The sequence below is a fragment of the Mesorhizobium sp. M1322 genome (assembly GCF_040318085.1).
In the GTDB taxonomy this organism is placed as follows: domain Bacteria; phylum Pseudomonadota; class Alphaproteobacteria; order Rhizobiales; family Rhizobiaceae; genus Mesorhizobium.
This window is the reverse complement of record NZ_JAMYLP010000129.1, coordinates 1-12203: the sequence shown is the minus strand read 5'-3', so window position 1 is coordinate 12203 and position 12203 is coordinate 1. Positions and strand designations below refer to the sequence as shown.

Sequence of the window (12203 nt, the reverse complement as noted above, 5' to 3'; positions counted from 1 at the left end):
AATGGCCACCCGAACAGCCAGATCGACGACCTGCTGCCCTGGGCCTACATCCCGGCTCCCGAACTCAGGGCCGTGGCCTGAGAACAGCGCTTACACCCCTGCAGCGCCGTCAGCGCCAGCAACGCCGGCGACCAATGGTCAAGCTGGCAGTCGATCTCGGCCCGGTCTTCGGTGCGCAGATTGGCGGCGATGTAGCTGAGATCGCGCAGCGTGGCGGGAATGATGCGGACGGTCATAGGCAGGCCCGCTGCAAAGGCGCTTGGCGCGAAAGTGGGAAGCGCGCCGAGAACATGACGCTGGAGCGGCGCCGAGATCGCAAAGAAACTACTGAGAAGCGCTGGGGATCACGATAGTTGGGGGATAACGCCTTTGTACAATCTCTTTGACAACATCGTCGTTCTTCCTCGGCCTGGCGCAGAGGCGACCACTTCAAGGGTGATGTCGTTTTCAATCTGAAACGTCAAACTCTGAATAACTACGTTCAGCGGCCTTCCTTCGACCGCTCCACTGACATCAACGGGAAGAGTAGCAATCACAGATTTGTCAAGAATTATCTCAACTGTAACGACGGGCGTCAATATTGGCTCCGGCATCAACTCGATATAGATCCCAAACATCATTTGAGCAGGCATCTCAGATACTATAACATCCCCCCCGAATACGTTAACGAGAGTGTGTTTATTGCCAGCACCCTTGGCGACATACTCGCAAAGAGACGCATTGGAGAACTTTATAGTTTTTTTCACTATCGGGACCCAGAAGGTATTGTGATAAACGTGGTGGTAGAGTTTGAGTCCGATATTGTCGGGTTTGCCGTCCTTAGTCTGGGGGAATGCGGTAGGGAGGACTCTTTATGGAAGATGTTAGATTTGGCCCTATCCCTGTTTAATACGACTTCGTAGTCCATCTCTGCGTCGATGGCGAAAAGTAGGTCGCTGATTGTATCCAGCGTCCAATTAGACGGGCCGGAAAGCCATCGGCTAATCAGCGGCTGGCTCCTACCGATCTTTTCCGCGATCTCTTTCCTAGTAAGACCGCGTTCCTCTGCTGCCTGTTCCAGCGCATTTATAACGATCTCATAAACTCGGTTCTTGTTTCTTTCGGCGAACAGAGCCGCGTCATAGCTGTATGTCACAACTGCACCCTGATTTTCTGTCTTGCATTCGAAGTTATGTACCTTTCGTAGAGAAAGCTGGGCTGGTCCGTGAAGGGGGCTGGCAGCCCTGCCTCGTTCCAGTGATCCTCACAAACCAGCTTTTGATGTTCCCACTGAGGCGACCATTTAGCACCTAACCTGTCCCGGCGTTCAACGTGCGTGCCGACGAATACATCTGGCATCGCAAAGCGTCCGAACACACGCAGGGACGGCCTTGGCTTACGGCTACGCAACTCCCAATGCTCGTATTTGCGCGGGAGAAGTTGTTTCATCAAGTCATCCGTCACTAGGCCGCCCTCGATGAAATGGCTTATAGCCGCCTCCAACGCAGCCCAGACCTTGCGCTCCCCTTCCTCGGTCGAGACACGTCCCTGACTGATTGCATCGCTCAGAGGCTTGCACATGAGAAAGGCTCGTGGCTCCCCGGACCATTGCGTGATGGGCTTCGCTGAAACGAGTTTGCCGTTCAGCTTGGCCGATGCTATCGCGTGAGAAATTAACATATAGGTTAAGAATGGACCATCCACAATAAGAATCAAGTCAAAAAATAAAGAAGAAGAGCTGCAAACACGAATCAACGAGGCAGAAGGACGAACCGTTGACGACTGGCATGGTTCCAAATTTCAAACTGAAACGCCACCCAAAGTTCGCCGATATTGGCTCAGATTGAATCCTTCACCTGAACGCCCCCAGCGGATCGCTCTGCCCCGCCGGCCGTTTGCGCGCTGCCCTGAACTCCGCCGGATCCACCACCGCTTCCCGCAGCATCATCACGCCATAGCGGGTCGCCGCCATCAGGTCGTCGCGCAGTTTCACCACCTGGCCATCCTTGCGGTGATAGAGCCGGAACTCCTCGAACCAGGGCAAAAGCGTCGAGAACACCTTCAACCGGCCGCTCTGCATGCGGTCGAGCATCTCCATCAGCCCGGCCTCGACCGAGACTGAGCCGTCGGCGAACTGCGCATGGCTGGAAAGCATATTCAGCCCATGCGCGGCGTATTGTTTGGCGAGCGCCACGCCCGCACCTTCCAGCGTTTCGCGGCGGCCGTCGCGCGGCCATGCCCAGGGCAGCCATTCGCCCCACGGTTTCAGGGTCAGCGCCTGCATGGCGGGAGTCTGCTGCGACGCCCGGCAGGCTTTGGTGACATAGACGACGTCGGCCTCCGTGTCCCAGGCGAGCTCGACCGCGGCCGACGGATGATCCCAGCCGAAATCGAGCCCGCCGAGCCGCGGCCAGTAGCGCGGCAGGCGGAACGGCTCGCAGGCGATCAGCTCTTCGGCGATCGGAAAGATACGGCCGGAGCCCAGCACCGGAATGCCTTTGGCCCGCGCCTCGCGCTCATGCGCCGGATATGCGGCCACGATCGCCGCGCGCTGCTCGGGCGAATAATGCCCGGCATCGTCGATGGTCATGAAGGTGACGTGACGGGACATCGATGCGCCCTCGCTGTGTTGAATGGTTTTGGGAGACGCAGGGCGTATGGTGTTGTTCGGCCAAGGACTTTTCCGATGGCAGGACAGAGGGGGGCGCGAAGGAACGCGACCGGTGAGGGAAAACTCCATCCCATCTCACCCCCTCCCCATCCCCTCCACCTCCCCTGCCGACAGGAACAACAACACCACATCCGACATGCCGAGCAGCGGCGTGAAGGTGACGATGGTGATGCCGCCGGTCGCGTTGGTGCGGGTCAGGCCTTCGGAATAGATGTCGAGCGGCGGTTCCTCGTCGAACCAGACGCCGTGCAGCGTCTCGCCCTGCCATTTCTCGCGGCCCTTCTCAAAACTTTTGAACGACAGCACCGATTCATCGGCCTGCACATCGCCGCCGCCGCCATGGCGCACCACGACGCTGTCCAGCCCGTGCGGCGCGCCGCGCCCCATGATGGTGCTGACAATAGCGTCGGCCGGGATCATGCCGGTGCCCCACGCCGCCGGCTGCTGCGGCGGGCCGATCAGGATGCGCTGCGGGTTGTCGCGCGTGCCCTCGGCGGTGACGCCGGCCGCCCACAGCCGCACGGCGGTGTCGAAAACCTTGCCTTGCCACCACTTGGGATAACGGCCGGTGAGGTGCATCGCCCATTCCGCACCGCCGGCCCTTGTTTTGCCGAGCTGGTTGCCGGCCATGAACAGCCGCTCCCGGTTGGTCGCGCCCGCTGCATGGAACTCGGCCTGCCTGAGATAGGGCCGATAGGCGGCAAGCTGGTTAGTGCGGCGTCTGCGGTCCAGTTCCCTGAGCAGGCTCAGATACTCGGTCTTTGCGGCCGAGACCCGGCTTTTCGAGGCCCGGCTTTGCGAGGCCCGGCTTTGCGAGGAACGGCCGGAGGACGGCTTCGAGGCCGCGGATGCGCTGCCTGATTTCGTCATCGCTCAATGCATCCAGACTGTTGATGTTGACGTGCAAATCCTTGGGCAGCACCGACAGCACGATCTTCAGATACTGGTCGGGCTTTTCGGTGCGAACCTCGGCGATGACGCCGGCGCCATGTGCTCGGAAATCGGCGCGGATGGCTTCCAGAAAGCCATCGGCCAGCGTCTTTTTCGTTCGCTTCGGCTGACCGGAGGGCCTGGGTTCCGCCGCGGATTTCGCCGCGGCCGGCGGATTGTCGGCGACTTCCGTCATGCTCTACTCCGCAGTCCTGGCGGCGCCTGGATATCGGGCTTCGCCGCTGTCTTGCGTATTGGCTTTTTGCGTGACTTGGCCCGCTTGCCGGCGCGGGGCTTGGCCTCTGGTTTGCGCTTTGCCGCACCGGGCTTCGCCGCCTCAGGCAAGGCTTTCAGCCTCGCCCGGACAATATCCATCGCAGTGCCGCTGACGCCCGCTTGCGAAAACCCGAAGCCGCCAGCCGCATCGACGCCCCGGACCATGCCGATCCGCACGCCGGCCGCGACCGGCTCGACCCGGCCGTGGCGCGCATCGGGCGCGCCCTCGAACTCGCCAATGGCGCTGACCACCTCGCGGCCGTCATCGTCGGTGATGATGGTGGCATAACGGTTGGACATTGGGGGTATCCTGGCAGGCACACGACATCGCCGCGTGCTGAGGAATTGATGGTGAGACTTTGTGGTGAAAGGCGGTGACTTAGCTCGATGATCGCAAGGCCGCGTTTCTTCGCGCCCCCTCTGTCCTGCCGGCCATCTCCCCCACTTTGGGGGGGATTGATGCCACCTTCGTTTTCGCCAATCTCCGACGTTGCAGGATGGGTGGTATGGTCAAAGCTGCCGATCTCCCCCAAGTGGGGGAGATGTCCGGCAGGACAGAGGGGGCGCTGTCCCGCCGACATTTGATGTCGGCAACACAGGCAGCGAACATTCGAATGGGCTTGAAACAAAAAACCCGCCTCGGCGGGCGGGTCGTTGGCGCAAATCAGCACCATGACTATATTCCTAGCATAGCTGCCGGCACAAAGCAAGCGAAATCTCGCGGGCCGGACTAAAATTCGGCCGTGCGCCGCGATATGGTGCAGCTGTCCGGATCGGAACCGGCGTTCGCGCGTTTGCAATTTTGCCAATGGGAGCAAAGCCATGAATGTCGCCAATCTGCAACTCGAAGGCCTGCTGATGGCCATCGCATCGATCAATCAGGTCCTTGTCCGCAAGGGCGTGCTTACGGTCGAAGAGATAGATATCGCCTTGCGCAAGGCCGAAGCCAGCGAGACCAGCGAGGAGCGGTCCGAAGGCATGTCGGCGTCGAGCCGCGATGCCGTCAACTTCCCGATCCGGCTGCTCGAACTGGCCAATCAGTGTCAGCCGGAGGCGGATATGCCGTCATTCTCGAAACTGGCGCGCATGGTCGGCCAGATGAAGGAACCCTACAACGACCAGATGTGACGTTGCGATTGCCTCCCCCGTATCGGGACGCCGCTTGCCAGCCGAGGTACGATCAGCTGGCCGATACAGGCGTCCAGGTCAGCACGCGGCCCGGCCCATGCACGGCGGCAAACAGCAGCCCGGCCAGGAAAGTAAAATGATCGACGAAGAAGCCGAATTCGGCCTGGTTGCCGGCCCAGTGCGACGGGCCGTGGAAGGCAAAGCCGAGGAACAGCACATAGGCGCCCGCGACAAGAGCGGCCTGCGAGAAAAAAGCGCCGGTCAGGAAGCACAGCACCAGCGCCACTTCGAGCAGGGCCGCGCACCAGGCCAGAAACAGCGGGAACGGAAATCCGGCGGCGGCGATGTAGCCCGCGGTAGCGCCCATGTCGATGAATTTGAAGCTCACCGCCATGAGGAAGACGGCCGCGAAGATCAGGCGGCCAATGAGGATTGCCGCGGTCTGCCACGGCGTTTGAACGGATGATTGAGCGGTTTCCAACGACATGATGTCCTCCAGGGTTGCGACGGGTTTCGCCCCAAGGACGATACACCAGCCGCAAACCCGACATCATCCCTTGAGAACCTGCTGGATCAGCAACTGGCGAGGCCGCCCAGGTCCTGGTTCCAGATCTACTCCGCCGCGTGGTGGCTGATCGAATCCCGCACCGTCCCGTACTGGCTGCCCCAGCGGTCGGTCATGTCGCAGCGTATGTCCCACAGCTCCGGGAAGAAGCGATGAAGGGCGCCGGCCTGCAGCAGTTCGACCGGCCGGCCCTTCAGGGATTTCGAGCCCAGCCCGATCGAACGGTGGATGAGGTAGAGGTGGTTGGCGCGGAATTTCTGGAACAGCTCGTCGAATTCGATCAGCGCCTCGGCGACGACATAGCTGTCGCCGTGATCATAGCTGAGATCGTAGACATCCTCGACCGAGAGCCCGCGACCATCGAGGTAGGACGCCTTGAAGGCCCGCCACAGGTCCGGCGGCATGCGCAGCAAGAGCTTGAAGCCCGGCGATTCCTGGCCGCTGCCATTGCCGAGCTGCAGCCGAATCTCCTGGTATTCCTTGGGCGACATGGTTTCGAGCAGGTCGAGCTGCGCCGTCATCATGCGGATCAGCCGATGCACGCGCCCCATCAGCGTGACGACGCGATGCGTGTTCTGCTGTTCGAGGAAATCGACGACATCGACCAGCGTGTAGATGATGAGCTTCATCCACAGCTCCTCGACCTGGTGCACGATCTGGAACTGCAGCTCGTCGGCATTCACCATCTCGGCCAGCGGCTTCTGACAGGCGAGAAGCTTGTCGCACCTGAGGTAGACGCCGTAGTCGCGCATCTCAGGCGCTTCGATGCGGGCGTAATAGTCCGGCTTGTGCATGGCAGCTGCTCCTTTGCCCGGCCCGTCGGCTCAGGGCGTCTGTTCGGTCCAAGCCTGAAGAATAAGCGCTTTTGGCTTGAACATTGTTCCCTTCTGTTATTCAAATAGCGAGAACTGAAGGACGAACTTCCACTCAGGAGCCGTCTTGGAGAACGTTTGATGCTGGATGCCCTTGACCGGAAGATCGTCGCAGCGCTGGAACGCGACGCGCGTACCTCCTTCGCAGTGCTCGCCGACGAGGTCGGCTTAAGCAAGACGCCATGCTGGAAGCGGGTCAAGGCGCTGGAGGATGCCGGCATTATCCGCGGCTACTCGACGCGCATCGACCCGGCAAAACTCGGCTTCGGCATCGAAGCCTTCATCCAGGTGTCGATCGATTTCGAGCTTTCCGAAGCCTTCGAGGCCGCAGTCCAGGCACACCCGCTGATCCGGCGCTGCCACGCCACGACAGGCGACGCCGACTATCTCCTGCAGATCGTGACGGTCGACATGATGGCGCTGGACAGGATGCTGCGCGTCGAGCTCAGCCGCCTGCCCGGCGTGCGCCGCACGATCACCTCTATGGCCATGCGCGAGATCAAGGGTGACATTTCTTTCGCCAAAGCCGTTGGGCATACGCAGCAGAAGCGATAGGCGCTCGGCAGCGGTCGGGTTCATTCGATTTGGAGCCAATCAGCGGGATGGTTCAGGCTGCGGTTTGGTCGGGCTTGTCTATCCGCGAATGCCGGGCTCGGGGCTGGATCGACATCCGGCTCCTTCTGCTGTTCGGCGTCAACTTTCCGCTTCGGGCAGTCCTCGTAGCCATGATCTCGCCCGCCGCAGTAAGCGCAGCATTTTGCAGGGATATCGGGGCGAAACATCGTCATGCATTGAAATGCACGTGGCGCCGGTCTGGTTGCGTCGCACCGTTGCTTTTCGCTTGCATTAGGGATTTGGGTGCTAAATCCGAGGCTTAAGAGACTGTTTCGAAATTCGCTCTGGCGAGTCATATGGTGGTGGTTTCGAGAACCGGCGCGCAGCGGACATTAGAGCGCTGCGCGTCCAATTGGACGCGCAAAGGACGCTCTAACACTTTGCATTTACGCATGATCCTTTCCGGAAACCGAAATCGGTTTCCGGGGTCATGCGCTGGTCCGTGAGCACCGGAAGCGCAGAAAACGCCATCAGATGGCCGCCAGAGTAGAATTTCCAAACAGTCTCTAAGGCGTGTAGCCCAGCGCGGCGAGGGCCGACAGCCCTGCAACCAGGCCAATTGCGATAACAATGCCGAAATGCCGTTCCAGGAATTTGCGCCCCTGCCAGTCGTATCGCATATCTGAAACTCCGCCGCGTAATCTGGGGCGGTGTGTTCAGGCGTCAAGGCCGGGGTTCTTGACCGGCAGTAGACAGGCAGCTGCCATTGTTCATATCGTGGTTCATATCGGAACGTGGAACGACACCTCATGGCCGAGCATTCTTCATCGGTGGGAGAAAACCACCCCCAGCCCGCTGCGGCATCTGACCCCGCCTGGCCTTCGTTTATGCCGAGGCGGTGCGGGGTCTCCTGCATCAGCAGAACGTGGTGGAGAGCCTCAATACGCGAGCCGGCAATCTGATCTTTGCAACCGCGTTCGTGAGTTCTCTCCTCGGCGGCAGAGCTCTCCTGGATGGGCTGGGGCTGTGGGACTGGCTGGCGCTGGCGCTGCTTTTCCTGATCGGGCTGCTGGTCGTGATCATGTTGTGGCCGTACTACGCCTTTACGTTCCGCTTCGATCCAGAGCAGCTGCTCCAGGACTTTGTCGATAAAAACCCTTCCGGAACCATCGATGTGATGCACCGCGCGCTTGCGCTCCGCATTGTTGCTGGAACTTCTGGCGTGGCTGTTGGCGATAACCCGAGTCTAGGCTCGGGACTATCAGGCCAGCAGGGTGAAGACTGCTACGCGAGAATCTATCGAGCTAAAGCTGAGCTTCGATAGCCGCCTTGTCTATAACTGACCATACTTGTACAATCTTTTTGTCACGAAATTCATAGATAACATTCTCGGCAAAGGAAACTCTCCTCCCGTTTACAGGCAGGCCAAGGAACCTTTCTTTCGGCGTACAGTCGAACCCTAGCCGGCTCGCTATATAGGGCGGATCGGAAATCAGCACCTGAACGTTGAAATGAAGGTCCGGAATCTCAGCAAAGTCTCCCTCCAGCATTTCCAGATAACCTGATAACCCCAGCCGCCGGCCGTTGTGGATCACCTCATCATGAACGAACTGTCCCAGCTTCGGCCAGTCCCGCTTGTTCAGGCAGGCGATGTAGTGTCGGTAGACGTCGGAGAGGTCGGTTTTAATCACGGCGATTGCTCCTATCTTCTACAAGGCCCTGCTGAAAAGGGCGTGTCTCGTGCTCAGGCAGATGACGGCATGAAGCGGCTTCATGCACGGATGAGAAAGTGTTAGACAGCGTTCACTTCCTCTGCTCCCGCTTCGTCTAATGGTAGGACAGCGCCCTTTGAAGGCGTGAATCGTGGTTCGAGCCCATGAGCGGGAACCAGCAGCTCCCCAGCCGGGCAACCGATCGGTCTTGATCCGATCAGACTGCTGCAACGCGCAGCAATGCCCGGGTGGACCGGTGTGCCTGCCTTTTCCGACTGGTAACGATGGTCGGCCGGACCAAGGCACCCTATAACGACCGGATGTGACGGAGGACGACATGGCCGACGGCAAATCCAAGAGCAAGCAGGACCGCAAACCGGCCTCCGGCGAGGAGCCTTACGACGTTGCGGCTTTTGCGAAAAAATACGGCATACCGCCGAGCGAGGCCGCGACCATCATCAAGCGGTACGGGCCCTCGAGAAAGAAGCTCGACGCGCATATGGCGAGCCGCAACGCCTGATCCGCATCCCGCGGCGTCGACCCGGATCATCACCGCGGGTTTCCGGCGTGCCGGCGCTATCGGCCGGATTCAACGCTAGGTTTCAGGAACGCAATAACTCGTTTACTTTGACGCGGTACCACCTAGCGGGCAATCGTTGGGGGGTCGAATGTCGGACGGTGCATTGCGCTTTGAATGTGTCATGGAGCCAAACGGCAGATGGATGGTGTGGGACGCCAAGCTCGATCTGCCGGCCCAGTTTTCGGCGCTTGCGCTGAACGGCCTGTGTCACGATGAGGCCGTTTCGATCTGCAGCCTCTTGAACGAGACAGGCTCCGAGACAAGCTCGGCCGAGGCCCGGCAGAGTTGGGCCTCCTGATGATTGCGCTGCCCAGCGCCGGGCCTGAGGCGGCTGGCGCTCCGAACTGACCCATCGATCTGCGGGGATGCCAACCCCGGTTTCTGCTGGACGCGAAATTTCCCGTTTTGGGAACTCGCCCCTTGTTCCCGTTTTGGGAACTTGTTATATCAAGGCGTGCAGATCGTCAGCAAAAAGACCCTTGTTGCCTTCTGGACCAGGCACCCACAGGCGAAGGGGCCGCTGACCGCCTGGTATCTGGCGGTCGACAAGGTCGAATGGAAAACCTCCGCTGACATCAAGAATCAGTTCGGTGCGAACGTGGACTTCGTTAGTGACAACCGCGCGATTTTCGACATCGCTGGCAACAAGTACCGGGTCATCGTTCATGTCAGCTACACATACAAGCGGGTGCTGATCAAATTCGTCGGCACCCATGCCGAATACGATAAGATAGATGCGGAAACCGTGTGATGAAAAACATTCGCCCCCTCAAAACCGAAGCTGACTATGACTGGGCCATCGCTGAGATCACCCGGTATTTCGACAACGAGCCCGAGGTCGGTTCCCCCGACAGCGACCGTTTCGATGTGCTCGCCGATCTCATCGAAGCCTATGAGGCCAGGCATTATCCGGTCGAGGCGCCGGACCCTGTCACGGCCATTCGCGCTCATATGGAAATGGCTGGCCTGAAGCAAGTGGCCCTTGCCGAAGTCATCGGCTCGGCTTCGCGGGCCTCGGAAATTTTGAACAGGAAGCGCTTGCTGACCATGGATATGGTGCACCAGATCCACAAGAATTGGCACATTCCGGCGGAAGTGCTTATCCAGCCTTACCACCTTTCAGGTGATGAGAAGGCCGAACGGCGCCAGGTTCGCATGGCTGCAAGGTAAACTTCCCTCCCGGTGTAACAACCCGCACGCCTTAGTCGACGCGACCGGGATTTTCCCTTGGCAAACAAAGGTGGTACATTAGCTGACTAATCGATTTACAGTCGGTGAACCGGCATGGCCAAGAAAAAGTCGAAACTGGAACGGTCCGGCATTTCTGCGGTCTCTTCGGCGGAAGCCTACGAGGCGACCTATTTTGCCCGAAGGTGCGGCCTGACGCCGGATGAAGCGCTGAAGATTATGCGCGAGGCGCAAGGCTGGGTGAGCACGACGATGCCGTCCGCCGTCAAGCGGAAGAATTAGGCCCACAAGTGCGGCGGGCGGCAAGGCATCGGCTGCCAGCAAATGTCCAGACGCTTGGAACCCATCCCCTAAGGTCGGCCTGATCGACCTCGGAGCGCAGATTTACGCGGATTTATAGCTGTTGCTCTTACATTAGCTTAAGAGCATATTTCGTCAGCCGGCGAACTACCCAAGCCGGTTAAGCTCGGCGCCATTCCCCTCGATCCCTTGACGCCGAGCCGCGAGATCGGCAGCGCTGGAGGCGAACCATGCCCATGTATCTCTCACGATTCAGCTATACGCCTGAGACCTGGGCGCGCCTGATCGAAAACCCCGAGGATAGACGCGAGGCAGCCCGCACCTACATCGAGTCGGTGGGCGGAAAGCTGCATGGGTTCTGGTACGCCTTCGGAGAGCACGATGGCTGGAATCTGTGGGAGGCACCAGACAACGTTTCGATGGCATCTGTCATGCTTGCCATTGGTGCGGGAGGAGCGATCAGCTCGTACGAGACCACCGTTCTCCTAAGCGTCGAAGAGACTATGCAAGCCCTTGGTAAGGCGAAGTCAGTCCGCTATCGCCCGCCGGGAAAGTCCTGACCAACTCGCGCAGTGGGAGCGCCGGAACTGTTTCCGGACTTTCTCGCCGCTGCTAAGGGCATTTTTCAGCCGAGTGGAATCACTTGGCGACGCACAAATGCGGCTAAAACAAAGGAGCTTTCTCACCTTCGACCGACGCAGATCCGATCTTGCGCGTGACGGATCGCTGGCCGTCCTGCAGCCTCGCATCCGGCCAGCGGATGCTATGCTTGCCGTCCCATCGGCAAAGCCGCTCGCGCGCTCGCCCGTGTAACGATCGCTTGCAGCGGCTCCGGCTGGTGCAGCAGAAATCCCTGGCCGAAGGCAACGCCCATATCCCTGAGGATGTCGAGCGCATCCTGCTCTTCGATCTTCTCCGCCACCACGGAGCAGCCGAGGCTTCTGGCGATGCCCGATATGGCTGAGACGATTTCGCGGTCGAAACGGCTCTCCGCAATATGCTCGATGAAGGAACCGTCGATCTTGATCGCGTCGACGGGAAAGCGCCGGAGATATTCGAACGAGCTCATGCCCGCCCCGAAATCGTCGAGGCTGACGCGGCAGCGCCGCTCGCGCGCCTTGCGGACGAACTCTTCGGCAGCAGTGAAATTGGTGACCGCGGCGGTTTCCGTGATCTCGAAGCCGATGCCGGAATGCGGCGCCCCGGTCTCATCGATGACGGCGTCGACGAAATCCCAAAGCTGCGGATCGCTCAGCGTCTGCGCCGACAGCTTGAAGCCGAGCGTCAGCGCCCCTGACTTCAGCGCCGGACCATGAAGTGACAGCGCCGTCCTGATGATCCAGCGGTCGAGCCGCGACGCGACGCCAAACCGCTCCGCCGCCGGGATGAACTCGCCCGGCGGGATCAACCGCCCGTTGCGCCCGGCGAGCCGCGCCAGGACCTCGAC

19 protein-coding genes, 1 tRNA gene and 1 pseudogene are annotated in these 12203 nt (G+C 60.0%); 10 read left to right on the top strand and 11 right to left on the bottom strand.

Annotation, left to right across the window (positions count from 1 at the left end; translation table 11 throughout):
• Positions 1 to 44: 44 nt before the first annotated feature.
• The 7 genes and pseudogenes from NKH12_RS28275 to NKH12_RS28240 form a co-directional block, all read right to left on the bottom strand.
• On the bottom strand, positions 45 to 236 hold the full coding sequence (locus NKH12_RS28275; RefSeq protein ID WP_352956156.1) for a hypothetical protein: 192 nt from the start codon (positions 234 to 236) through the stop codon (positions 45 to 47).
• A gap of 108 nt (positions 237 to 344) precedes the next feature.
• The gene (locus NKH12_RS28270; RefSeq protein WP_352956155.1) at positions 345 to 746 is read right to left on the bottom strand and encodes a hypothetical protein; all 402 of its coding nucleotides are present in this window, start codon (positions 744 to 746) and stop codon (positions 345 to 347) included.
• Positions 746 to 1135: a helix-turn-helix domain-containing protein gene (locus NKH12_RS28265; protein ID WP_352956154.1), complete on the bottom strand. Its 390-nt coding sequence runs from the start codon at positions 1133 to 1135 to the stop codon at positions 746 to 748. Before NKH12_RS28265 ends, NKH12_RS28270 begins: the two co-directional genes overlap by 1 nt.
• Positions 1132 to 1560, bottom strand: coding sequence for a hypothetical protein (locus NKH12_RS28260; protein ID WP_352956153.1), 429 nt, complete (start codon positions 1558 to 1560; stop codon positions 1132 to 1134). The genes NKH12_RS28265 and NKH12_RS28260 overlap by 4 nt, the downstream gene beginning before the upstream one ends.
• 271 nt (positions 1561 to 1831) lie before the next feature.
• Positions 1832 to 3382 (bottom strand): annotated as a pseudogene (locus NKH12_RS30655) (terminase large subunit domain-containing protein).
• Positions 3360 to 3776, bottom strand: coding sequence for a hypothetical protein (locus NKH12_RS28245; RefSeq protein WP_352956150.1), 417 nt, complete (start codon positions 3774 to 3776; stop codon positions 3360 to 3362). The pseudogene NKH12_RS30655 and the gene NKH12_RS28245 overlap by 23 nt, the downstream one beginning before the upstream one ends.
• Positions 3773 to 4156, bottom strand: a complete 384-nt coding sequence (locus NKH12_RS28240) for a hypothetical protein (protein ID WP_352956149.1) — start codon at positions 4154 to 4156, stop codon at positions 3773 to 3775. Before NKH12_RS28240 ends, NKH12_RS28245 begins: the two co-directional genes overlap by 4 nt.
• A gap of 522 nt (positions 4157 to 4678) precedes the next feature.
• Here NKH12_RS28240 and NKH12_RS28235 point away from each other — a divergent pair.
• Positions 4679 to 4984, top strand: a complete 306-nt coding sequence (locus NKH12_RS28235) for a hypothetical protein (RefSeq protein WP_352956148.1) — start codon at positions 4679 to 4681, stop codon at positions 4982 to 4984.
• Between the two features lie 52 nt (positions 4985 to 5036).
• Here NKH12_RS28235 and NKH12_RS28230 read toward each other — a convergent pair whose 3' ends face one another.
• Together NKH12_RS28230 and NKH12_RS28225 are read right to left on the bottom strand one after the other, a co-directional pair.
• Positions 5037 to 5471, bottom strand: coding sequence for a DoxX family protein (locus NKH12_RS28230; protein WP_352956147.1), 435 nt, complete (start codon positions 5469 to 5471; stop codon positions 5037 to 5039).
• A gap of 125 nt (positions 5472 to 5596) precedes the next feature.
• On the bottom strand, positions 5597 to 6343 hold the full coding sequence (locus tag NKH12_RS28225; RefSeq protein WP_352956146.1) for a tryptophan 2,3-dioxygenase family protein: 747 nt from the start codon (positions 6341 to 6343) through the stop codon (positions 5597 to 5599).
• A gap of 159 nt (positions 6344 to 6502) precedes the next feature.
• Between NKH12_RS28225 and NKH12_RS28220 the strand changes: the two genes are divergently transcribed.
• Positions 6503 to 6976 carry an Lrp/AsnC family transcriptional regulator gene (locus NKH12_RS28220; protein WP_352956145.1) on the top strand — a complete coding sequence of 158 codons (474 nt, stop codon included), beginning with the start codon at positions 6503 to 6505 and terminating at the stop codon, positions 6974 to 6976.
• A gap of 928 nt (positions 6977 to 7904) precedes the next feature.
• On the top strand, positions 7905 to 8300 hold the full coding sequence (locus NKH12_RS28215; protein ID WP_352956144.1) for a hypothetical protein: 396 nt from the start codon (positions 7905 to 7907) through the stop codon (positions 8298 to 8300).
• On the opposite strand, the gene NKH12_RS28210 is transcribed toward NKH12_RS28215, so the two are convergent.
• The gene (locus NKH12_RS28210; RefSeq protein ID WP_352956143.1) at positions 8281 to 8667 is read right to left on the bottom strand and encodes an ester cyclase; all 387 of its coding nucleotides are present in this window, start codon (positions 8665 to 8667) and stop codon (positions 8281 to 8283) included. The genes NKH12_RS28215 and NKH12_RS28210 overlap by 20 nt on opposite strands.
• 125 nt (positions 8668 to 8792) lie before the next feature.
• Here NKH12_RS28210 and NKH12_RS28205 point away from each other — a divergent pair.
• The 7 genes from NKH12_RS28205 (at position 8793) to NKH12_RS28175 (ending at position 11316) form a co-directional block, all read left to right on the top strand.
• Positions 8793 to 8866: transfer RNA gene (locus NKH12_RS28205), tRNA-Gln, on the top strand.
• Between the two features lie 159 nt (positions 8867 to 9025).
• Positions 9026 to 9208, top strand: coding sequence for a DUF3606 domain-containing protein (locus NKH12_RS28200; RefSeq protein WP_352956142.1), 183 nt, complete (start codon positions 9026 to 9028; stop codon positions 9206 to 9208).
• Between the two features lie 148 nt (positions 9209 to 9356).
• Positions 9357 to 9566 carry a hypothetical protein gene (locus NKH12_RS28195; protein WP_352956141.1) on the top strand — a complete coding sequence of 70 codons (210 nt, stop codon included), beginning with the start codon at positions 9357 to 9359 and terminating at the stop codon, positions 9564 to 9566.
• A gap of 156 nt (positions 9567 to 9722) precedes the next feature.
• On the top strand, positions 9723 to 10019 hold the full coding sequence (locus NKH12_RS28190) for a type II toxin-antitoxin system HigB family toxin (protein ID WP_352956140.1): 297 nt from the start codon (positions 9723 to 9725) through the stop codon (positions 10017 to 10019).
• A complete protein-coding gene (locus NKH12_RS28185; protein WP_352956139.1) occupies positions 10019 to 10438 on the top strand; it encodes a helix-turn-helix domain-containing protein in 420 nt (139 codons plus the stop codon). The genes NKH12_RS28190 and NKH12_RS28185 overlap by 1 nt, the downstream gene beginning before the upstream one ends.
• A 114-nt stretch (positions 10439 to 10552) precedes the next feature.
• Positions 10553 to 10738, top strand: coding sequence for a hypothetical protein (locus NKH12_RS28180; RefSeq protein WP_352956138.1), 186 nt, complete (start codon positions 10553 to 10555; stop codon positions 10736 to 10738).
• A gap of 248 nt (positions 10739 to 10986) precedes the next feature.
• Entirely contained in the window at positions 10987 to 11316 is a 330-nt protein-coding gene (locus NKH12_RS28175; protein WP_352956137.1) for a GYD domain-containing protein, read from the top strand.
• A 203-nt stretch (positions 11317 to 11519) separates the two neighbouring features.
• Here NKH12_RS28175 and NKH12_RS28170 read toward each other — a convergent pair.
• Positions 11520 to 12203 (bottom strand): EAL domain-containing protein (locus NKH12_RS28170; RefSeq protein ID WP_352956136.1); only part of this gene is annotated, 684 nt, incomplete at its 5' end.